Raw genomic sequence first — 20,186 nt, 5'->3', positions numbered from 1 at the left:
CAGATTGTTATTTATCGATGCCTTATTACAGCTTCACTTCTCCTGCTGTTTCCGCAAACGAGCGGCACGTATGAAATCTTCAGCGGCTTCGTCCATCATATGGATCATCTTGATGTCATCCATACTCTCCGTGAATAAATCATTGGCTAGCATGACACAGAGACCTGTCTGAAAGGTTTGCATTTTCAATAAAATAGATTGCAGCTCCTGATCAGAAAATCCCGAAAGCTCCGGGTCCTGCTTCATCAACACGATAACCTCACGAATTTGTTCCGGGGTATTCTTCATATGGGGATTGTTCTTCATAATCAAATCCCGGTAGAGCACAGGGTATTCCTTGGCGAACCGGAGACTTGCCATGCCGATATCCCGGAACGGCTGCCCGGATTGCTGCTCTGTAATCAATCCTCTGGCCACCTGGAAGGCCTTTTCGACGACCTGTTGAACCAGTTCTTCAGCATCGTTGAAATTGACATAGATCGGCGCGATGGAGCTGCCCAGACGTTCAGCTACTTTACGAATCGTAATGGACTCGATTCCATCGGTCTTGGCAATGTCAAATGCGGCTAGCACGATATCTTGTTTGGTGAACTTCGTTTTCGGTGCCATGGCTGTCTGCAACTCCTTGGATTAATTATATGTAGAACAATCGATATATATCACATGATATATATTAATTATAAAGCGGAATTGGACCAAGTTCAACATATTATGATGAAGCGTTGCTGGAGGTTAATTTGAAAATCCAATAAAACCCACTTATAATAAGAACATATGTTTGTTAAAATAATAATAGTTCAAAATACAGTAATAATACAGGATCAGAGGGGAGGAAGAGGAGTGGCTCGTACGTTATATGAACGGGTAACGACCAAACAGACTTTAAACAGAGTAAAGGAAGAGAGGATGCCCTTCGATTGGTCCATTAATCCGTACCGCGGATGCGGGCATGGATGCAGCTTTTGCTATGCCCGCGCTTTTCAATCCTTTATCGGTATGGGGGCGGAAGATGAGTTTCAGCATCATATCTTTATGAAGTCGAATGCAGCCGAAGCGCTGGAGAAGCAGTTATCGAGTGCGGCGAGGAAGTTTGATCATGATATTGAAGCGATGCGCAGATCGATTGGACAGGTTACGATCGGAACGGCAACCGATCCGTATCAGCCGATCGAGGGCAAGGAGGGGATTACGCGGGAGTGCCTGAAGCTGCTCGCTAAATACCGCATCTCCACGAGCATTACAACGCGTTCTCCGCTCGTGCTCAGGGATTTGGACATATTGACCCGGATGGAGAATGTGTCCGTTAACATCAGTCTCAACACGCTGAATGGGGACATCATCCGGAAGCTGGAGCCGGCATCGCCTCATCCGGAGGGCAGGCTCGATACGATCCACCGATTATCGGCTGCAGGCATACGAACGGGCTTGTTTGTGGCGCCTGTGCTGCCCTTTTTGACGGATAAGGAGTCGGAACTGAGGGATCTTTTGTCGCAGGCGAAGGTGAGGGGTGTTTCTTTTGCGATGATCTCGTTACTGAGACTGTCGCGTGACGTGAAGAAATGGTATATCGAAACACTTAAACACCAGTTTCCCGAAGTGGTACAGCCTTACCGCGAGTTATATGGACAGGGCGCATATGCCGAAGAGCATTACGTACGTTCCTTCAAATCGATGGCGGCCAGGCTGCTGAACGAATATGAGCTGAATGGACTGACCACGGGGGCATCTACTGCCATAGTGAGTGAATCCGGGACGATTGCAAGCGGGACTTCTCAAGAGAACGAGACGCAGGAAGGCGCTCGCGATCATCTTCGTTCAGTCCGGGACCTGGCTGCTCCTGCACAGCCAAGGAAGCTGCCTCAACCGGCAGCGCCAGTCTCCGGCAAGGAGCTTATGCCGGATATTGAGCAGTTATCCTTTCCTTTTTGACGATCCCTTTCCTTGGGGCTTCAGGTGTCGGATGACGTTCTCTATCGGTTGGGGAGGCAGGCTTTGAAGCAGGTCGCCCTTCTCTTTTAGCCGTTCTTCAATGTTCAACAGATGAAATTCCGTGGGAGAAACATCCTGACGGACCTCGTCCCAAGTGAGCGGTGTGGAGACGGTCCCAAGCCGCCGGGCCCGCGGGGTATATGGAGCAGCGAGTGTCCTTCCGCTGTAATGCTGAAGATAATCGAAGTAGATCTTATCGCCGCGATTTTTTTTAAGCCGTTCGATGGTGAACAGCTTAGGGAACTTCTCGGTTACATATTGCCCCACGAATTGGCCGACCGTACGAAGTTCATCGAACGTAACGCCTTCCGGAATCGGAACGATGATCTGCACCCCGGTAGCGCCTGAGGTTTTTGGGACGGAGGACAGGCCCAAGGAGCTCAGCACGTCCCCTACAATCGCGGTCGCTTCCATGATCCGTGGCTCCTCCGGCAGCGTAGGATCCAGATCAATCATCCATTCGCAGGGCAGAGTGCTGCCTGCCAGATGCAGGGAAGGGTGAAACTCAAGCGCAGCCAGATTCCCCAGCCAGAGCAGCTCCGGCAGTCCGTTCAACAGCACGTAGTTAATATTTTCGTGGACATAGGTCTGAACAAAAGGCGGCAGCGGCTCCGGCGCATTTTTCTGATAGAAGGATTCGCCCTCGGCCCCGTGCGGATACCGGATGGTCGTGAGCAGCCTTCCCCGGCAGTATCGGAGCAGGAATGGGGAGATGGCCGCAAGCTTTTGCAGATACATCGCTTTGGTAATGCCGACTTCAGGCCATAGCGGTTTGTCGGGATTCGTAATTTGAATCTCCTGTCCCTCGATCGTCAGGGTGCCTTTGACGGTACGAGCCATATTGTTTACACCCCCTCAATCGATACGAGTTTGGGATGGCGCATCATGCCATCCTGACTCCACTCGAGAAATGTGACCTGAACCGAAAGCGGCTGGCTAAGCCAGGCCAGCTGTTCTTTCTTCAGGTCGGTATGAAGCGTATTCCATATCGCGTCAGCACGATGGCTCTCGGCGTATTGCAGCAGCCTCTTCTTCGTCTGCTCATTAAGCCCCAGGGAAGCCCGGCCGATATAGTTGCCGTCGTCATCGGCAATGACGAGGCTGGCCACGCGGCCTTCCCTGATAATCATGGCGACGGCGGTGGCTGTCAAGTTCACGGCAATCTTTTTCTTGTACCAATCCCGATGTTTCTTGCCTTCACGATAAGGAGAGGAGAGGCGCTTCATCACAATGCCCTCCCATCCCCGTTCTTCGGCCCAACTCCATAAATGCTCGCCTTCAAGAAACAGATCCGCGGTCAGGAGGCCCGGCGTGTCGGAAACGATCTCCTTCAGGCGGTGGTGTCGTTCAAGATATGGCAGCTTGCGCATGTCTTGGTCGCCGTCCACCAGAATGTCAAAGAGAACATAAGTAAACAGAGGAGCGTTCGTGCTGACCGCACGCGAACGCTCCCGCTGAAGAACTTTCTGAAACACGGGACGACCAAGCTCCGGATGAAAATAGACAACCTCGCCATCCAGAAGAAGGCGCCGTTCTTGCAGGCCGGATAATGCCTGAACGACTTCGGGATACAGAGAGGTTTTATCGAGCAGCTTGCGGGAGTATAGCGATACGCGGTTTTGGTCAATTCCGGCGAGTATGCGCACCCCGTCCCATTTCAGTTGATAACCCCAATCCTCGCCCGTCGTGATCTGATCTGTTGAGATGGGTGCCATCGGCTCTTTGGGCAGTAGATTCTGCAATTGTCCCATACGGATCAGGATGTGGAGTCGGTTTTCTTGGATTTGGTTGTCCGGCGCTTCGGCTTCGGTGCGTCAAGCTCGCCTTCTCCGCCGCTGACTTTGGCAGCCGGTTCTTTGGCAGCCGTCTTCCGGGTTGTTTTACGCGGCTTCGGTTTGGTGCCCGGATCCGTTCCGATCGGCTTTACGGCTTCGATGCTCGCCTGGAGAGCAGCCATCAGATCGACAACGTTGGTCTCCTGACGAGCAGGGGCAATTTTGATTTCTTCGCCGGATACTTTGGCGTTGATCAGATCCAGCAGACGTTCGCGATAATCATCCGTATATTTCTCAGGATCAAAGGGAGTCGACAGCTGGTCAATCAGCAATTTGGCCATATCGAGTTCCTTGGAGTTAACCTCGGTTCTTTCAGGCAAATTCGGGACCTGGGAGATCGGCCGGATCTCATCCGGGTAGAAAATCGTCTCGATCGACAAGCATTCATCGAGCACCCGGATCGCGGCCAGACTGCTCTTCGAGCGAATGGCGATTTTGGCAATGCCGATTTTGCCGGACTGCTTCATCGCTTCCAGCAGGAGTCGATATGCGTTTGCGCCTGCCTGATCCGGAGAAAGGTAGTACGTCTTTTGAAAATAAATCGGGTCAATTTCGGTCAGATCCACAAAGTCCAGAATGGTAATGTTTTTGCTGTTCTGCTCTGCCAGCTGCTCCAATTCTTCTTTTTCGAACAGCACGAATTTCCCCTTCTCATACTCGTACCCCTTCGTAATTTCCTCCCAGGCAACTTCCTCTTCACATACCGGACATTTACGGATGTAAGAGAGCGGGCTGCCGCATTCCTTGTGAATGTACCGCATCGAAATATCCTTATCTTCCGTAGCCGAGAACATCTTGACGGGCACGTGTACCAGACCAAAGCTGATCGCGCCCTTCCATACCGTATGCATTCTATGAAACCTCCTATCAAATTCTAATATGTTTGGGTATGACCGTGTAGTAAACGTAATAAACGACTGCTATAAATTTTTGTACTACCTCTATTAGTGTGCCCAAAAAAAGACTCTAGTATGAGTTATAGCTCGAGATTGCATAATTAGAACCGGTTTGTGGCATATTGACGATGAACTCTGCCTGTATAAGGAGGTATTTTTCGTCATGATGGAGCCTAGAGAAACCGAAACGTCGGAGGAGATACAGAAGGACAGGGCCTCGGATCATTCCGCTGCAGAAGCGGTGAACGGGGACATGGTGGATTGGAACAGCCTGACCTCGGAGGAGAGCGAGATCTCTCGGGAATCTACGATGTTTGATATTGACCGGATGATCAATGAAGGCCTTGGCGGAGGCAATGTCACATTGGATAATGGGCTGATCGGCCCTTCCACAACCGATACGATGGACGTCGTGGACGAATCGCCAAGAAATATGGAGAAGGAGGATTAAACGTATGGAGATACAGCGCGCCGTGGAAATTTTCAATTCCAAGGATACTTACAAAGTCAATCTGGAAGGGGAATCGGTTTGGATCGAGCATGTGGATCAGCAGAAGGGGATGGCCACCGTCCAGGTTGGCTCCCGTCCGACTAATACGCTGACTGTGAACGTAGACCGGCTGCAAGAAGGCGAATAGCTTCTTAACGGGGAGAGGCTCTTGGCTTACGTCTAAGCGTTTAATAAACACGAAAAAAACACACCTTGTACGGGTCCCATATCGCCGGACACCGGACAAGGTGTGTTTGCGTTGATGGTGGTTAACGAAGCTCTCTAAAAAATAGTCGAACATCGTCAGTCAGCAGATCTGGAGCTTCCAATGCGGCGAAATGGCCGCCTCGGTCGAGCTCTGACCAGTGAACGACATGATACTGTTTCTCTACCATACTGCGAATGGAGAGATCCTTGGGAAAGACTGCTACGCCGGTGGGGACCGAGGAATATGGTGCCGGCGCTCCCCAATTATTGGAGCTTTCTTTATAAATTCTTGCGGAGGAGCCTGCCGTAGCTGTCAGCCAATAGATCGAGACATTCGTAAGAAGGAGCTCAAGGTCTACCGCATCCTCAGGAAGATCTGCCGTGGGATCGGTCCACTCCTTAAACTTCTCCACAATCCATGCAAGCTGCCCGACAGGGGAATCCGTTAAACCGTAGGATAGTGTCTGGGGTCTGGTCGCTTGAAGGATAGCATATCCGGAACCATCAAATCCCCCGCCGGCTAATTCATCATAGCGCAGTTTCTCTGCGGCCGTAAGGTTCTCGCTTTCAGCCGGATCTCCGGTGGGAAACACCGATAGACCGTTACAATGAACGCCTACGATTCGCTCAGCAGCGATCCGGCCTAGTTCTGCTGAAACCATGCTCCCGGTATCTCCCCCTTGTGCCCCATAACGCTCATAGCCCAGGCGGCGCATTAATTCATCCCACGCTTTAGCGACACGTTCGATATTCCATCCACGTTCCGTTGTATGCCCGGAAAAGCCGAAGCCTGGGAGGGACGGGATTACGAGATGAAATGCGTCGGACGGATTCCCACCGTACTTCCCGGGATTGGTGAGCGGTTCAATCATATGCGTGAACTCCACAATGGATCCTGGCCAGCCATGGGTTATGATTAGAGGAAGCGCATCGGGCTCAGGGGAGCGAACATGCAGGAAGTGAATGTTTTGCCCATCGATGGTGGTCATGAATTGGGGGAATTCATTCAGCATGGCTTCATATTTACGCCAGTCATAGGAATCCTTCCAATAGGTTGATAGCTTTTTCAGGTAAGACAGCGGCGTTCCATATTCCCAATGATTATCCTCCAGGTCATCAGGCCACCGAGTGCGGGCCAAACGTTCCTTAAGGTCAAGCAGGTCCGACTCTGGAATTTGAATGCGAAAAGGAAGTATGGCTTTTTCTGAACATGGGGCTGTATTCGATTCATTCGTGGGGTTCATAATAATCCTCCTCAAATCTCTTGATCATTGTTATGGTTTAACTATAATGCTTAATCTTTGACTACGTAGTGTCAGTGTTTGCAACCCGGTTTGACGTTTCTATTCTCATCTCAGTCATGAAGGCGAAACTCATGTTCTTGCAGCCGGTTGGGAGGACCGATATAATGAAGATCAAGTATTTTGAGATATGGGCAAACTAAGTAAAGGGTGGGTTATCAGTGAACAATGGCCGTACGGAGGGCCAGTTTCGAATGATTTCAAGCAGTCTGGAGGAGACGGAGCAGCTTGCTGCCTGGCTGGCCGCGAGGGCGGAGCCAGGGACTGTCATCGGTCTGGACGGGGATCTTGGAGCAGGGAAAACGGCATTCTCCAAACAATTTGCACAGCACCTTGGTGTGAACGGGGTTGTGAATAGCCCGACATTTACGATTATTAAAGAATATGAGGGGCGTCTGCCGCTCTACCATATGGATGTGTACCGTTTGTCGATTGATGAAGCGGATGAGCTCGGGCTGGATGAGTATTTTTTTGGTGAGGGGGTTTGTCTCGTAGAGTGGAGCAGCCTGATCACCGAGCTCTTGCCTGAGCGGTATCTGCATATCCAGCTAGAAACGACAGGCGAAACGCACCGGATTATCACACTTTCAAGCCAGGGCGAGCCCTATGGCGAGTGGTGCCGGGATTTGAATGAAAAATGGGGTAGCTGGAATGAACAACAATGACACGAAGCCGCAGCAGCGGTTTTTGGCGCTGGATACGTCTACGGCATCGCTGGCGGTATCCGTGATGGAGCAGGACAAGCTGCTGTCGGAAGTTAACACGAATGCGGACCGCAACCACTCGGTGCATCTGCACCCGGTGATGGCACAGGCGCTTGAGGAAGCAGGCCTAGGCATGGACCAGATGGACGGCATTGCCGTAGGTGTAGGTCCGGGTTCTTATACCGGAATTCGGATTGCGGTAACGGCTGCCAAAACATTGGCATGGGCTAATCACATCCCGGTTGTCGGGGTATCCAGCCTGCATGCCTTGGCATGGGGGGGCTTGAAGTCTGGATGGCATCAAGCCGAGCCAAAGAAGGGAGTCCACTGGGTCATTCCGCTGCTGGATGCAAGACGGGGACAAGTGTACACGGCATTATTCGCTGCCGATTCAGAGAGCCAAGGGGATGCGCCGCTACGTATGGAAGCAGATGGTATTCGACTGATGCAAACCTGGGTGGAAACCATAAAGGAACGTATCAGCAAGCTGCCTGAAGAGGAGCGCCCGGTTTGCATTTGGTTTATTGGGGAAGTGGAGCTTCATGCCGAAACCGCCCGAGGGCTTGAGCCGTGGTTTGGAGACCGGCTGCATATTCATCCGTATTCGCTTGAAGGCCGCTGGATGGGGTACTTGGGAGCGGCCAGATTGCTCGCGGGGGAAGCGGATGATGTGCATACACTAATACCCAACTATACACAGCTTTCCGAAGCGGAAGCGAACCTGCTGCGTAAGCGGTGAAGGGAGCGTAGGATTCGTCATGGATCAGCAGAAGAAGCCGGTAGATGGTGAAGACGGTTTGTCCTTTCGGTTGATGACCTTGGAGGATATTCCGGAGGTTCTCGAGGTGGAGCGCGAAGCGTTTACCGTGCCCTGGACCGAGGAAGCTTTTCACAATGAACTGAAACTGAATCATTTTGCACGTTATATGATTATGGAGTACGAAGGCCGAACCGTAGGGTATGCCGGCATGTGGACGATCGTGGATGAAGCGCACGTCACGAATATTGCCCTGCTGGAGCAGTATCGCGGACGCAAATGGGGCGATCGGCTGCTGACGGAACTGATGAAGACCGCTGCTTATATGGGGATGGAGAAAATGACGCTCGAGGTTCGGGTGTCCAATGACGTTGCCCAGCGTTTATATATCAAAAAAGGGTTTAAACCAGCCGGTGTCCGGAAGGGGTATTATTCCGATAACCAGGAAGACGCACTCATCATGTGGGCAGATCTGCCCCCTTATCGGGAGGACGATGGCGAGGAAGGAAGTCAAAGGCTATCATGAAGGATGAAAAAATAGACCGGCAGCACAGCTGCATATTGGCGATAGAAACGAGCTGTGATGAAACCTCGGTTGCCGTCGTAAAGGATGGCTGCGAAGTATTGTCCAGCGTCATTGCCAGCCAGATTGAAACGCATAAGGCATTTGGCGGGGTGGTGCCCGAGGTGGCCTCCCGCAAGCATGTGGAGAGCATTACGTTAATTATTGAGCAGGCCGTAGCCGAGGCCGGGATCGAAATGAAGGATTTGTCGGCGATCGCCGTCACGCAGGGTCCCGGTTTGGTCGGAGCGCTTCTCGTGGGCGTCATGGCTGCCAAAAGCCTGGCTTTTGCGCTGGGCAAGCCGCTGATCGGCACGCATCATATTGCGGGCCATATTTACGCAAACCGCTTTGTGGGCGATATCGCCTATCCTTGCATGGCGCTGGTTGTTTCCGGCGGCCATACCGAGCTGGTCTACATGAAGGACGAGGGCAGCTTTGAATTAATCGGCAGGACGCGGGATGATGCGGTTGGCGAAGCGTACGACAAGGTGGCCAGGGCGCTTGGCTTCCCGTATCCCGGAGGCCCGCATGTCGACCGTATGGCCTTGGAAGCCGAGGAGGTCGTGGATCTTCCCCGCGTATGGCTGGAGCCCGATTCTTATGACTTTAGCTTCAGCGGTTTGAAGTCGGCTGTATTAAATGTCGTCAATCAGAGCAAAATGCGTGGAGAGGACGTTCGGACGGAAGCGATAGCCCGGGGCTTTCAGGAATCCGTTGTGGAGGTGCTCGTGGAGAAGGCGGTTCGCGCGGTCAAAGCATACGATGCCAAACAGCTGCTGCTGTGCGGTGGCGTTGCCGCCAATCGCGGGCTCCGTAAAGTTTTGGCTGAACGATGCGAGCAGGAAGGGATTCCGCTAACGATTCCGCCATTTCAGTATTGCACCGATAACGGGGCGATGATTGCCGCCGCGGCCCATTTGAAATGGAAGCAGGGGAGCTTTACGCCGCTCGATATGAAGGCGGACCCGCAAATGTCGCTGGAACTTTGGGCGGAACCATTAAGCTAAAGCGTCTTGACACGTCTCTATATAGGACGTATAATCATGATCAAATTCCAGAATATTGAAACGCAAAGAACAGGACCAGTAAGGTGAACCTTGGATGAAGAGAGCTGCGGGACGGTGCAACGCAGACGAGAGGGACCTGAACTCACCTGGGAGCGGAGCAGGGGAACCTTGCGCAATAAAATGCCGATCCGGCATGGATTGAAATTGCGGAGTTTGACCTTGTTACGGGATGGCCTCCGTGAGAATGGCTGCGCACAAATCATTTGTGATTTGGCGATGGAGGGGGCTTTAAGGTCCGGGAGACAGCGGTATGAACCCGGGAGCTTAGAGTCAACAAGAGTGGTACCGCGATAGGATAGCCTGTCGTCTCTTGAATAAGAGACGGCAGGCTTTTTTGCATTCTTATTAGGCAGCTAATGATTTGATCAAGCAGAATTAGGCATATGACAACGAAACGGTGTGAAAGAGGCATGATACCCGGTGAAGGGAGCCGGATATCATGAGGTTTTTCCTAACAGCATATCGTGTAAACGCGATGAACGGGAGCAGTAAAAGGGAGCTGTCTACAGAGAGCTGCGGGTATGGTGTGACGCAGCGGCAGCAACCTTCGAATCTCGCCCGGGAGCGGAAGAGGGGAACATCTTGCATCGGCTGGTTTGGTCCATGGATCGGCTGCCAAGAATGCAGGCTTTATCCTCTTACGGCGTTTCCTCCGTCATCAGGATGTCCATCTCTTCATGTCCGGCCGGTATGAAGAGATCATGGACTTGAGTGGATGCGTATGTGTCGCGGTAGAACAGCTGCGAGCGAGGCGCGTCAATTAGAGTGGTACCACGGAGGGTTCTAAGCCCGTCGTCTCTTGTATGAAGAGATGGCGGGCTTTTTTTGCTGCCGGCAGCAGCAGGGTGGGATCGGACGCAAGTCGACGTGCGGACGTAAAGCGAACATATCGAGCAGATGGGACAACAAGCTTGTAGGAAATCGGGCTACCATAACCAAGGAGGATTATACGAAGATGATTGAATCCATGAGAACCATTCAAATATTCGATACCACATTGCGGGACGGGGAACAGGCGCCAGGAGCAAGCCTGCAGCCTGAACAGAAGATTGCGCTGGCCGGAAAGCTGGCGGAGCTGGGCGTTGACGTCATGGAGCCCGGATTTCCGGTGTCCAGTCCCGGGGAGTTTGCCGCAGTGCAGGCTATCTCAAGACAGCTGCAGCAGGTGGAAATATGCGGATTCGCGCGTGCTGTAAAAGGGGATATTGATGCTGCCGTTAAGGCCACCCAGGACGCGGCCAGAAGGCGAATCCATCTGTTTATTTCGTCTTCCGACATTCATCTTCGCCACCAGCTGCGCATGAGCCGTCCGGATGTGGTGGCAAGGGCACGTGAGATGACTGCTTATGCGAAGCAGTTCAGCGACGTGGTGGAATTTACGGCGATGGATGCCTCGCGTACCGGTATTGACGACTTAATTGAGATGGTGGAGGCCGTCATTGAAGAGGGTGCAACGATGATCAATCTGCCCGATACGGTTGGATATGCACTTCCGAATGAATACGGCGAGATGTTCCGACGCGTGCGGGAAGGTGCCCGTGGCGGAAAGACGGTCGCCTACAGCGCCCACTGCCACAATGATCTCGGTCTGGCTGTGGCCAACAGCCTGGCCGCTATTGAGAACGGCGCCAGCCAAATCGAGGTTACCGTGAATGGAGTGGGCGAACGTACAGGCAACTGCGCACTGGAGGAGCTGGTCATGGCTCTATCTACCCGGGGTGACATGCTGCGGGCGGAGACGGGCATTACGGCCGAGAAGCTCTATGAAGTATCCCGTCTCGTTAGCGGTGCGATGCATTTTCCAATTGCCTACAATAAGCCTGTGGTTGGCCGGAACGCCTTCCAGCATGAATCCGGCATCCACCAGGACGGACTGCTGAAGGATCGAAGCACCTACGAGATTATGGACCCGGAAAAGCTGGGCATCCCACGGAGCATGATCGTGCTGGGTAAGCATTCCGGTCGTCATGCACTGAAGGACCGTCTTGCCAGGTACGGTGTTCAGCTCAAAGGAGCCGAGATGGAGTCCTTGTACGACACCTTCAAGGAGACGGCTGACCGTCAGAAGGTGGTCAGCGATGATCAGCTGCTGCAGATGGTGAGCAGTACATTGGGCAAGCCGGCACAGGTATATGAGCTGGCCGAGGCGCAGGTCATTTCCGGCACGGGAAGCAGCCGGGTTGCGGCCGTCACGCTGCGCCATCTGAGCGAGCAAACGGAAGCCACCTACTCCAGCGTGGCGGACGGTCCTGTGCAAGCCGTTATTTCGGCGATCAGCCAAGGCATCAGCAGCGACATCCGCTTTGGTGATCTGGAGCTTCACTCATTAAGCAGCGGCGAAGATGCGCATGCCGAAGCAGCGGTCACGGTGGAGAAGGCCGGCAAGATCTTCCGCGGCACAGCGGTGCACCAGGACATCGTCATGGCGGCAGGTCTGGCTTATGTTGCTGCATGCAACTCGGCGTTGATGTCGGTATAGACAGGGAGGTTGATAAGGGGAACCTTAGAGTCTCCCCTGGTATTTACTTAGCATTGGCATAAGCGACCTTCCGAACCGGATTGAGGAGGGTCGCTTTTTTCAAAATTAAGCTCAACATAACTTGCAAATAACAAGAGGTAAGTCTATATAGAGGCCTATTATATAAGACATATAATTCTGTCAAGTTGTGAACAACGTTATCCACATATTCGCCGAAAAATGTGCATAAGCAAGAAAAATGTCGATAAATCGGTCTTTTGCAAGATGCTGAAAAGAGGGGACAGGATTTTCAAATTTACCGGTGGAAACTGTGGATAATGTGAATAACTTAGTGGATAAAGCTGGATATAGGACCAAGGATGCGCGTATAATAACAAAAAAATGGCCGTTTCGGCCATTTTCATGGTAAACTTATGCACCATTACTGGGGATAAGTTTGTGTATAAGTGCAAAACTCCATTTGAAACACTTTTGTGAATTTTTTTTAATCTTCCAGCAATGACTCCCATTCGGCAAAAATTTGCTCAAGCTGACTCTTTTTCTCCTCTAACGACTGCTGCCGCTCTTGGAGTGCCATATAATCCTGATAGATCTCCGGCAATGTCATCTCGGTTTCCAATTGAGTAATGTCCGATTCCAGGGCGTGAATTTGCTCCTCCAGGCTTGCAAGTCTGCGCTGACGGTTTCGCTCCTCCCGCTTTGCTTGCTTCTCGGCTTCAAAGGAAACGGCTCCCTGTTTCTCGACGGCAGCTTCAGCTTTCCCTTCCTGTTTCAGGGTGTGACGAGCAAACGGCTCGGAAGGTTCGTCATTCATATCGAGAATTTCCTGCTTTTTCTCGGTATAGTCGTCATAATTACCCAGGAAATGTTGAATGCCGTCCGGATGAAGCTCGATGATGCGCTCGGCCATTTTGTTAAGGAAGTAACGGTCATGGGATATGAACAATAAAGTGCCTTCGTAATCCATCAGTGCCGATTCCAAAACCTCTTTTGCAAATAAGTCCAAATGGTTCGTAGGCTCGTCCAAGATGAGCATGTTGGCTTCCAGGAGCATCAGCTTGGCAAGCGAGACTCGTGCCTTTTCCCCGCCGCTTAAGGAACTGATCTTCTTGAGCACATCTTCACCGCTGAAGAGGAAGTTGCCCAGAACGGTGCGGATACGGGCTTCTTCCATATGCGGATAGGTGCCCCATAGCTCTTCCAGAACGGTATTGCTCGGATTCAGCTCGGATTGCTCTTGATCGTAGTAGCCGATCTTCACTTTTGTCCCCCATTGAAGCGATCCCCCCGTTGGTTTCAAGGTACCGATCAGGCATTTCAGGAGCGTCGATTTGCCAACCCCGTTGGGACCGATCAAAGCTACGGTTTCCCCGCGGCTGAGATCAAAGGAAACCTGTCGGAACAGCGGCTTGTCCTGTTCGAACGCAAGCGCAAGATCCCGCACATGAAGGACATCCTTACCCGACATATACTCGGCTTCAAAAGAAAAATGAGCTTTTTTCAAATCGCCCAGCGGTCTGTCGAGCCGTTCCATTTTATCCAGCGCTTTGCGGCGGCTCTGTGCGCGCTTGGTCGTAGAGGCCCGGACCAGATTTCGCTGAATGAAGGTCTCCATGCGGGAGATCTCATCCTGCTGCTTCTCGTATTGCTTCAGCTGGGATTCATATTCCGCTGCCTTCAGTTCAATATACCGACTGTAGTTGCCCGTATATTTTTTGGAATGGCGGCGTTCGATCTCCACAATGGTCGTTACCAGACGATCCAGGAAATAGCGGTCATGGGATACGACAAGCAACGAGCCGGAATATCCGCGCAAATAATCCTCCAGCCAGGTGAGGGTGGCGATATCCAGATGGTTCGTCGGTTCGTCCAGCATGAGCAGATCGGGTGCCTGCAGCAATATTTTTGCAAGGGCCAGCCTTGTCTTCTGCCCGCCGCTTAATGTGGCAATGGACGTATCCGGCGAGAAACTGCCGAATCCCATGCCGTGCAGCACGCTGCGGATGCGTGTTTCGATCTCATAACCGCCTTGATCCTTGAACCAGTCCGAACGGATCGCATAACGATCCAGAAGCTCCTGGTATTTCTTTGGATCCTCGCTCGACTTCGGGTCGGCAATTTGTTCCTCCATCTGACGCAGCTCGCGCTCCATCTCCAGAAGGGGAGTGAAGACATCCAGCATCTCGTTCCATATCGACGAATCGGACTGAAGCCCGCTGTTCTGGGCAAGATAACCAACGGTAGTTTCCTTAGCCTTGAAGATTTGTCCGCCATCATAAGACATCTCGCTGGCCAATATTTTGAGCAGCGTCGATTTCCCGGCTCCATTGACTCCGACAAGGCCGATTCTTTCGCGTTCAAGCACCTGCAGATTGATCCCGTCAAGCACGGGCGTAACTCCGTATAATTTCGTAATGCCATTGGCTTGCAGCAGCATGTTATGTGAAACCTCCATCATTCTATATGTTTGTACCATTAATTCTTCATTATAAGAAAAACGTCTACCGACGTACACTCTCAGAAGACAGACCGTTTTTGGAAGCTGTTTTTTTTGCGATATCAGGATGGTCATGCTTTGAAGTCTATACGATCTGATATCTTAAATTAAGTGTACATGAAAATGACCGAACAATCGACCATGATTGGCGACTTCCGGCATTCTTGGCTAAAGGAAGGAACAGTGGTAAACTAAACTTAATTATAAGCGTGAGAGGAAAGATCACGTGTTGAACCCTGAGGAAGATTTGAAGCGGGTATCCGCAAAAGCTGCCCTGCGCAAAGCGATGGCATTGCGAAGGGATGAATTATCTGAGGAAGAGCGGGCAAAGCGGTCGCAGCAAGCCTGCGAGTTTGCTTCGGAGGTCATGAATCGGTTTCAACTTCAGAGCATGATGATCTATGTCCCCTTTCGCTCCGAACTGGATTCCCGGCCGCTTGTTGAATGGGCATGGAAGCAGGGGATTCAGGTTATCGTCCCGCGGAGTTTGCCCCAAGACCGTTCGATGGAGTTGTATAAGCTTCAGGCATGGAACGAACTGATCCCCGGAGCCTACGGCATTCCGGAACCAGATCCGTTGCGGTCGGAGAAATGGAATCACCCTGGACCTGATATCATCTGGGTACCCGGGCTTGCGTTTGACAGAAAGGGCGGAAGGCTTGGGTACGGAGGCGGTTATTATGACCGGCTGTCGGACAGGCTTAACCAGGGAGCACAAGACAACTCTCGTCAGATCGTGAAGCCCTTGTGGGTGGGAATCGGTTACGAGGTTCAGGTCTTGGAGCATGTTCCCATGGAAGAACATGATAGGGTACTGGACGGTTTGGTTACGGAACTGGGACATACCGTGAAGGCCGGAACTGCAGCGGAGGGATAAGAGATGGAATTGAGTCATTTTAATGGCCAAGGCAGAGCACGCATGGTGGATGTTAGTGATAAAGATGTAACGGCCCGGACAGCGGTAGCGAAGACCACGGTCCGTATGCATCCGGATACGCTGATTCGCATCCAGGAGGGGAAGATCGGCAAAGGAGATGTGCTCGCCGTAGCACAGGTTGCGGCCATTATGGCTGCCAAGAATACGTCGAACTGGATTCCGATGTGTCATCCGCTGCCGTTGACCGGCGTGAATGTGGAGTTCAGCGATAATGCTAGAGATGAGTTATATATAGAAACGACTGTGAAGACCACAGGCAAAACCGGCGTTGAAATGGAAGCCTTGACCGCAGCTTCCGCCGCTGCGCTGACGGTCTATGACATGTGCAAAGCCTTGCAAAAAGACATGGTCATCGGCCCTACCTACCTGGTAAGCAAAACCGGTGGGAAGAGCGGGGATTACATACAAGAAACAACATAGCATTGAATAGAGACAGGAGAATCGGACGAGTGGGAAGGAGAGAGGGCAGATGGTGTGGAAAACGGCGATCCTGACGGCGAGCGATAAAGGTTCGCGGGGGGAACGCGAGGATACGAGCGCTCAAGTGATCCGGGAATTGGTGGAGGAAGAGCTGAGCGGAGAAATTATTGAATACCGGATCGTACCGGACGAGCCGGATGAAATTATCGCGGCATTGATCGAGCTGACGGATTATTATCAAGTGGATCTCGTCCTCACGACAGGCGGAACGGAGCTGGCGGTCCGGGATGTTACCCCGGAGGCAACCAAGCGGGTCATCGAACGCGAAGTGCCCGGCATTGTGGAAGCGATGCGCGCTACCGTCATGCAGAAGAATCGGAGCGCGATGCTGTTTCGGGGCGTATGCGGCGTCCGCGGCCGCACCTTGATTGTCAATCTCCCGGGCTCGCCAAAAGGCGTGCACGAGAATCTGGCTGCGGTCATGGATCAGCTTCCGGAGGCACTGCTGATGGTAACGGGCCAGTATCGCGAGCAGCTCTAAGTGATATCCTATTAGATAATTATGTAAATAATCTGTCACGTTTCTAGACTGTATATGTGATTTACATTATGGTATGATGGCGATATATGAGCTTGTTTCAACTGCTGTAGTCGGATTATGGTCATTAGTTAACACCTGTTGTAGTGCAAGGCATGATGGATTTAGATCATCCTGAAGTCCTTTTGAAGGCATTGAGCAGGACGAGGAGGAGAATCGATATGAGTACAATTGGAGTGCCGGGTATTATTTTACTCGTCATTTTGGCGCTGCTCTTGTTCGGACCGAACAAGCTTCCTGAACTGGGACGCGCGGTCGGAAGAACATTCCGGGAGTTTAAGGACGGTGCCCGCGAGATTATTGCTGACGATGCGCCGGCGAAGAAGAAAGAAGAGGCTCCCCAGCAAGCCGTTGCTGCTGAACCAACCAAGGTTGAAGACAAGCGTCTTCCGGAATAATGCAAGGTTTGAAGTCCCTTCCTTCGGGAGGGATTTTGTTTTGTCAGGGTCACATATAGGGTGGTGGTTAACATGTCGGAGCAAGTGAAAGATATGGCGCTTGTGGAGCATTTGGGCGAGCTTCGCAAACGAATTATAATCGTGCTCGTGGTATTCGTAGCAGGACTGATCGGGGGGCTGTTTGTTGCGGACCCGATCTATCACTATTTGACGGCGGCCGAAGAAGCCAAGAACTTTGAACTGCATGCCTTCTCCTTCTGGGATGGTATCGGGATCTACATGAAAATCGCTGCCATTTTCTCACTCGTCATTTCCGTTCCGCTGATCTTCTATCAGTTGTGGGCGTTCGTTAAGCCGGGACTTCGCAAAGAAGAGCAGAAAGCGGCCATTCGTTATGTGCCTTATGCATTTCTTCTGTTCATCGTGGGGATTGCATTCGGATACTACATCGTGTTTCCGATGACACTGTCGTTCACGACGGCGATTACGCAGGGCATGGGGCTCCAGGAAACGTACGGAATTACAAATTATTTGAATTTTATGTTCAATCTCGTATTGCCGCTGGCTTTGCTGTTTGAGCTGCCGCTTGTGGTGATGTTCTTAACGAGAATTCGCATTCTGAACCCGCTGCGGCTTCGTAAGATGCGCAAAGTGGCTTATTTCGCTCTTGTATTCATTGCGGTTGTCATTACGCCGCCGGACTTCATATCCGATTTCCTGGTCACGATTCCGCTGCTGCTTCTCTACGAATTCAGCGTGTTCCTGTCTTCCGTGATCTACCGCAAGCAATTAGAGGCGGATATGGAACGGGACAACCGGTACGTACGGGTAGACGAAGAGGATTAACAGAGATTATAATCGTTTTGCAAAATAGGATCGCATGAGAATAAGAACAACCCGCATAACCTCACTCCACGGAGTATGGTTTGCGGGTTGTTTTTTTGTTCAAGGATCGAATGGGTAGAAATCAACTTCATCATTGCATCCGTTCTCGTTCTTCAAGGGAAACATTTCATAACGTCTTAACCTTCATCTTGAACATATCTCCCCAGAGCCAGCGCTGCGGTTTCTTGCATCCGGGCCTGCAGCGTGCTTCCTTCCACGACTTTCACCCGCAGTCCGAGAAAGCGAATACGGGAGAGCAGAAAGTCGCACTCATCCTCCAAATAACAGACCTTAATGCGGTAGGTGTCGGACTTTTCATCATAATGCACGGTTTTGTCAAAACAGGAGAAGGCGTATAGGATCCGTGACAATTCCGCATGGTATCGTCGATGGATTTCAATGAGGGCTTGCTTCTCCCGATTTTCTATCAGCTTCTGCAGCCGTTCCTTAATGCGGTCGATTCGAAAAGACGGGAGTGAAGTCCCTTGGATATATAGAATATGTTCGAGCTTCGTGTACATAAGCCCTCTACGGTTCTTGCTGTACCAGATCAGCATCCATTCCCGTTTGATCATGGAATACTCTAATTTGTACGGGAAGCCGGACTGATTGCTGCGCGTTTCTCCAAGCTTTGTGCGGTAGCTTAAGCGAAAGCCTTGATCCTGCATGATCATTCTTCGCAGTGTTCGAAGATGGGGATGGTATACGCTTCGTTCTTGTCCCTTGGCCTTCTCCAGGATAATCTCCTTCATCTCGGCACCGCTATGCTCCATGTGAAGGATTTGTTCGAGTCGCTTCAAGGTTTTAGGTGTAAAGGCGTTAGCTGCCTCAGGGTGCACCAGCATCATCTTGAGCCATCCCCGTTCTTGTGCCGTTATGGCAATCGAGTCGGTTTCCTCAAGTCGCGTCATAATCTGATAATTAAAAATTTTCTCGAACGGATTCTGGCTCATAATAAGCGGCAATCTCCTTCCATTCCTTGATGAACTCCAGGCGAAGGGAGCGGGGCTTGAGCACCTCGCAGCTGGAGCCAAAGCTCCGGAGCCAGGGCTTAATTTCACTAGTGCCGTTCACTTCGATTTCATATAGAAATGAAACGTCGGATTCCATGGTAATAGTCCCCCATTGTCCCTGTGTCTTGACTCGATTCAGGACGAAGTTCACTTTGCTGTCCTCCGGGTTATAGAATCTGGCCACGACCTTGGTGGGACTACCGGTATCGGTAACCCAGCTGTGTTCGAATTCGGCCAGTACTTCCTCCAATCGCTGTTGGAAGACTTCCTCTTCAACCGCTTCGCCTTCTTCGATCTGAGTCAATCCCTCCATGCGAAACTTCATGAGACCTTGCCTGCCTTTGCTCTTTTGGTGATGGCCTGAAAAATGGTGTGCAGATGCGCCTCATCCAATATGCGTGAAGGGTAATGATATTTATAAATATAGGCCGGGGCCGAGTGTGCAGTGATGTCACGATTGCGCAAGGCCCTTTTTAAGTTGTCTCGCAGCATATACCCCTGCACGGATGGGAGTTGCGTGTTCGACATGACGTCGACATAATCGTACAGATCAAGGAGCTCGTCATCCGACAATGAATCGATCAGATCACGGGCTCCCTTATACCGGTAAGGCCGTTCTGCACCTGTCTTCACGATGACTCCGACTTCCTCCAGGTATTTGAGATCCCCGCGTATGGTCTTCTCATCGGGGAGGGATTCCCCGTCAGGGAAGTGATCGCCGCATAGGTCGATCAGTTCTTTCGCGGTTAACTGCTGATGCTGCAGCTGGGTGAGGATCATGGACAGCCTTAAGCTTTCCGAGGCCTTAAGCGATTTGCCGCGGAACAGCAGCAGCAGGAGCGGATCCGCGGTTTCGTGGTAAGAATAGCGCAGTCCCTCGGACAAGGTGGCGCTTTGTTCGTCTGAGAGCTGCGGCTGAAGGGTTTCGATCATGTTTTTTAAATTTCTGAGCGTTTTATCATAGGTATGTACCGAAATACCAAGGCGATCGGCCAGTTGTTGCCGGTTGTATGCTCCTCCGGCCAGCGCCAGAATGCGAAGGAACTGGATTTCTTTATCGAAGCTTTCCCGAGCCATGGCGCCTCCCTCAAATCATATATTAGATCGTACGTGATCCTGTCTGTAACTATTGTAGCAAGGATATGGAA

The 20,186-nt window shown here is 51.6% G+C and carries 20 protein-coding genes, 1 pseudogene and 1 other annotated feature; of the genes and pseudogenes, 13 read left to right on the top strand and 8 right to left on the bottom strand.

Going from position 1 to position 20,186, the window contains the following annotated elements:
* Nucleotides 1–33 precede the first annotated feature (33 nt).
* Nucleotides 34–609, bottom strand: a complete 576-nt coding sequence (locus tag PAEVO_RS20120) for a TetR/AcrR family transcriptional regulator (RefSeq protein ID WP_100539131.1) — start codon at nt 607–609, stop codon at nt 34–36.
* 231 nt (nt 610–840) lie between these two features.
* Here PAEVO_RS20120 and PAEVO_RS20115 point away from each other — a divergent pair, with 231 nt between their 5' ends.
* The gene (locus tag PAEVO_RS20115; protein WP_100539130.1) at nt 841–1,929 is read left to right on the top strand and encodes an SPL family radical SAM protein; all 1,089 of its coding nucleotides are present in this window, start codon (nt 841–843) and stop codon (nt 1,927–1,929) included.
* Here PAEVO_RS20115 and ligD read toward each other — a convergent pair.
* From ligD to ku, 3 genes are read right to left on the bottom strand one after another with little or no spacing between them, the layout of a single operon-like run.
* Nucleotides 1,912–2,829, bottom strand: coding sequence for a non-homologous end-joining DNA ligase (gene ligD / locus PAEVO_RS20110; protein ID WP_100539129.1), 918 nt, complete (start codon nt 2,827–2,829; stop codon nt 1,912–1,914). The genes PAEVO_RS20115 and ligD overlap by 18 nt on opposite strands.
* A 5-nt stretch (nt 2,830–2,834) precedes the next feature.
* Complete coding sequence (locus tag PAEVO_RS20105; protein WP_100539128.1) at nt 2,835–3,740, bottom strand: ATP-dependent DNA ligase; 906 nt, start codon at nt 3,738–3,740, stop codon at nt 2,835–2,837.
* A gap of 5 nt (nt 3,741–3,745) precedes the next feature.
* Nucleotides 3,746–4,675, bottom strand: a complete 930-nt coding sequence (gene ku, locus PAEVO_RS20100; protein ID WP_100539127.1) for a non-homologous end joining protein Ku — start codon at nt 4,673–4,675, stop codon at nt 3,746–3,748.
* Between the two features lie 208 nt (nt 4,676–4,883).
* Here ku and PAEVO_RS20095 point away from each other — a divergent pair, with 208 nt between their 5' ends.
* Both PAEVO_RS20095 and PAEVO_RS20090 read left to right on the top strand, forming a co-directional pair.
* Nucleotides 4,884–5,171 carry a hypothetical protein gene (locus PAEVO_RS20095; RefSeq protein WP_100539126.1) on the top strand — a complete coding sequence of 96 codons (288 nt, stop codon included), beginning with the start codon at nt 4,884–4,886 and terminating at the stop codon, nt 5,169–5,171.
* 4 nt (nt 5,172–5,175) lie between these two features.
* Nucleotides 5,176–5,358, top strand: coding sequence for an H-type small acid-soluble spore protein (locus PAEVO_RS20090; RefSeq protein ID WP_100539125.1), 183 nt, complete (start codon nt 5,176–5,178; stop codon nt 5,356–5,358).
* 121 nt (nt 5,359–5,479) lie between these two features.
* Here the strand turns inward: PAEVO_RS20090 and PAEVO_RS20085 are convergent, their stop codons facing one another.
* Nucleotides 5,480–6,661 carry an epoxide hydrolase family protein gene (locus PAEVO_RS20085; RefSeq protein WP_100539124.1) on the bottom strand — a complete coding sequence of 394 codons (1,182 nt, stop codon included), beginning with the start codon at nt 6,659–6,661 and terminating at the stop codon, nt 5,480–5,482.
* A 251-nt stretch (nt 6,662–6,912) separates the two neighbouring features.
* Here PAEVO_RS20085 and tsaE point away from each other — a divergent pair, with 251 nt between their 5' ends.
* The 5 genes from tsaE to PAEVO_RS20060 all read left to right on the top strand — a co-directional run bounded on the left by tsaE (nt 6,913) and on the right by PAEVO_RS20060 (nt 12,290).
* Nucleotides 6,913–7,383 (top strand): tRNA (adenosine(37)-N6)-threonylcarbamoyltransferase complex ATPase subunit type 1 TsaE, encoded by a 471-nt coding sequence (tsaE, locus tag PAEVO_RS20080; RefSeq protein ID WP_100539123.1) that lies wholly within the window; start codon nt 6,913–6,915, stop codon nt 7,381–7,383.
* Nucleotides 7,370–8,161: a tRNA (adenosine(37)-N6)-threonylcarbamoyltransferase complex dimerization subunit type 1 TsaB gene (gene tsaB, locus PAEVO_RS20075; protein WP_100539122.1), complete on the top strand. Its 792-nt coding sequence runs from the start codon at nt 7,370–7,372 to the stop codon at nt 8,159–8,161. The genes tsaE and tsaB overlap by 14 nt, the downstream gene beginning before the upstream one ends.
* Nucleotides 8,162–8,180: 19 nt before the next feature.
* Nucleotides 8,181–8,705, top strand: a complete 525-nt coding sequence (gene rimI / locus PAEVO_RS20070) for a ribosomal protein S18-alanine N-acetyltransferase (RefSeq protein WP_100539121.1) — start codon at nt 8,181–8,183, stop codon at nt 8,703–8,705.
* Nucleotides 8,702–9,751 carry a tRNA (adenosine(37)-N6)-threonylcarbamoyltransferase complex transferase subunit TsaD gene (gene tsaD, locus PAEVO_RS20065; protein WP_100539120.1) on the top strand — a complete coding sequence of 350 codons (1,050 nt, stop codon included), beginning with the start codon at nt 8,702–8,704 and terminating at the stop codon, nt 9,749–9,751. The genes rimI and tsaD overlap by 4 nt, the downstream gene beginning before the upstream one ends.
* A 526-nt stretch (nt 9,752–10,277) precedes the next feature.
* Nucleotides 10,278–10,614 (top strand) — a binding site (T-box leader).
* A gap of 152 nt (nt 10,615–10,766) precedes the next feature.
* On the top strand, nt 10,767–12,290 hold the full coding sequence (locus PAEVO_RS20060) for a 2-isopropylmalate synthase (RefSeq protein WP_100539523.1): 1,524 nt from the start codon (nt 10,767–10,769) through the stop codon (nt 12,288–12,290).
* A gap of 484 nt (nt 12,291–12,774) precedes the next feature.
* Here the strand turns inward: PAEVO_RS20060 and PAEVO_RS20055 are convergent, their stop codons facing one another.
* Nucleotides 12,775–14,727 (bottom strand): ABC-F family ATP-binding cassette domain-containing protein, encoded by a 1,953-nt coding sequence (locus tag PAEVO_RS20055; RefSeq protein WP_100539119.1) that lies wholly within the window; start codon nt 14,725–14,727, stop codon nt 12,775–12,777.
* A 286-nt stretch (nt 14,728–15,013) separates the two neighbouring features.
* Between PAEVO_RS20055 and PAEVO_RS20050 the strand changes: the two genes are divergently transcribed.
* The 5 genes from PAEVO_RS20050 to tatC all read left to right on the top strand — a co-directional run bounded on the left by PAEVO_RS20050 (nt 15,014) and on the right by tatC (nt 17,986).
* Nucleotides 15,014–15,664 (top strand): 5-formyltetrahydrofolate cyclo-ligase, encoded by a 651-nt coding sequence (locus PAEVO_RS20050; protein WP_243390833.1) that lies wholly within the window; start codon nt 15,014–15,016, stop codon nt 15,662–15,664.
* 3 nt (nt 15,665–15,667) lie between these two features.
* Nucleotides 15,668–16,144, top strand: a complete 477-nt coding sequence (gene moaC, locus PAEVO_RS20045; RefSeq protein WP_071222520.1) for a cyclic pyranopterin monophosphate synthase MoaC — start codon at nt 15,668–15,670, stop codon at nt 16,142–16,144.
* 49 nt (nt 16,145–16,193) lie between these two features.
* Nucleotides 16,194–16,685, top strand: a complete 492-nt coding sequence (locus PAEVO_RS20040) for a MogA/MoaB family molybdenum cofactor biosynthesis protein (protein ID WP_076324712.1) — start codon at nt 16,194–16,196, stop codon at nt 16,683–16,685.
* 218 nt (nt 16,686–16,903) lie between these two features.
* The gene (locus PAEVO_RS20035) at nt 16,904–17,140 is read left to right on the top strand and encodes a twin-arginine translocase TatA/TatE family subunit (RefSeq protein ID WP_076324711.1); all 237 of its coding nucleotides are present in this window, start codon (nt 16,904–16,906) and stop codon (nt 17,138–17,140) included.
* Nucleotides 17,141–17,212: 72 nt separating this feature from the next.
* Nucleotides 17,213–17,986 carry a twin-arginine translocase subunit TatC gene (gene tatC, locus PAEVO_RS20030; RefSeq protein WP_100539118.1) on the top strand — a complete coding sequence of 258 codons (774 nt, stop codon included), beginning with the start codon at nt 17,213–17,215 and terminating at the stop codon, nt 17,984–17,986.
* A 176-nt stretch (nt 17,987–18,162) separates the two neighbouring features.
* On the opposite strand, the gene PAEVO_RS20025 is transcribed toward tatC, so the two are convergent.
* Complete coding sequence (locus tag PAEVO_RS20025) at nt 18,163–18,978, bottom strand: WYL domain-containing protein (RefSeq protein ID WP_100539117.1); 816 nt, start codon at nt 18,976–18,978, stop codon at nt 18,163–18,165.
* Nucleotides 18,947–20,115 (bottom strand): annotated as a pseudogene (locus PAEVO_RS20020) (helix-turn-helix transcriptional regulator). The gene PAEVO_RS20025 and the pseudogene PAEVO_RS20020 overlap by 32 nt, the downstream one beginning before the upstream one ends.
* Between the last annotated feature and the right edge of the window lie 71 nt (nt 20,116–20,186).

It is taken from the genome of Paenibacillus sp. GM2FR, assembly GCF_002803325.1.
Classification (GTDB): Bacteria; Bacillota; Bacilli; order Paenibacillales; family Paenibacillaceae; genus Paenibacillus_AQ; species Paenibacillus_AQ lautus.
This window is presented reverse-complemented; position numbering and strand designations above follow the sequence as displayed.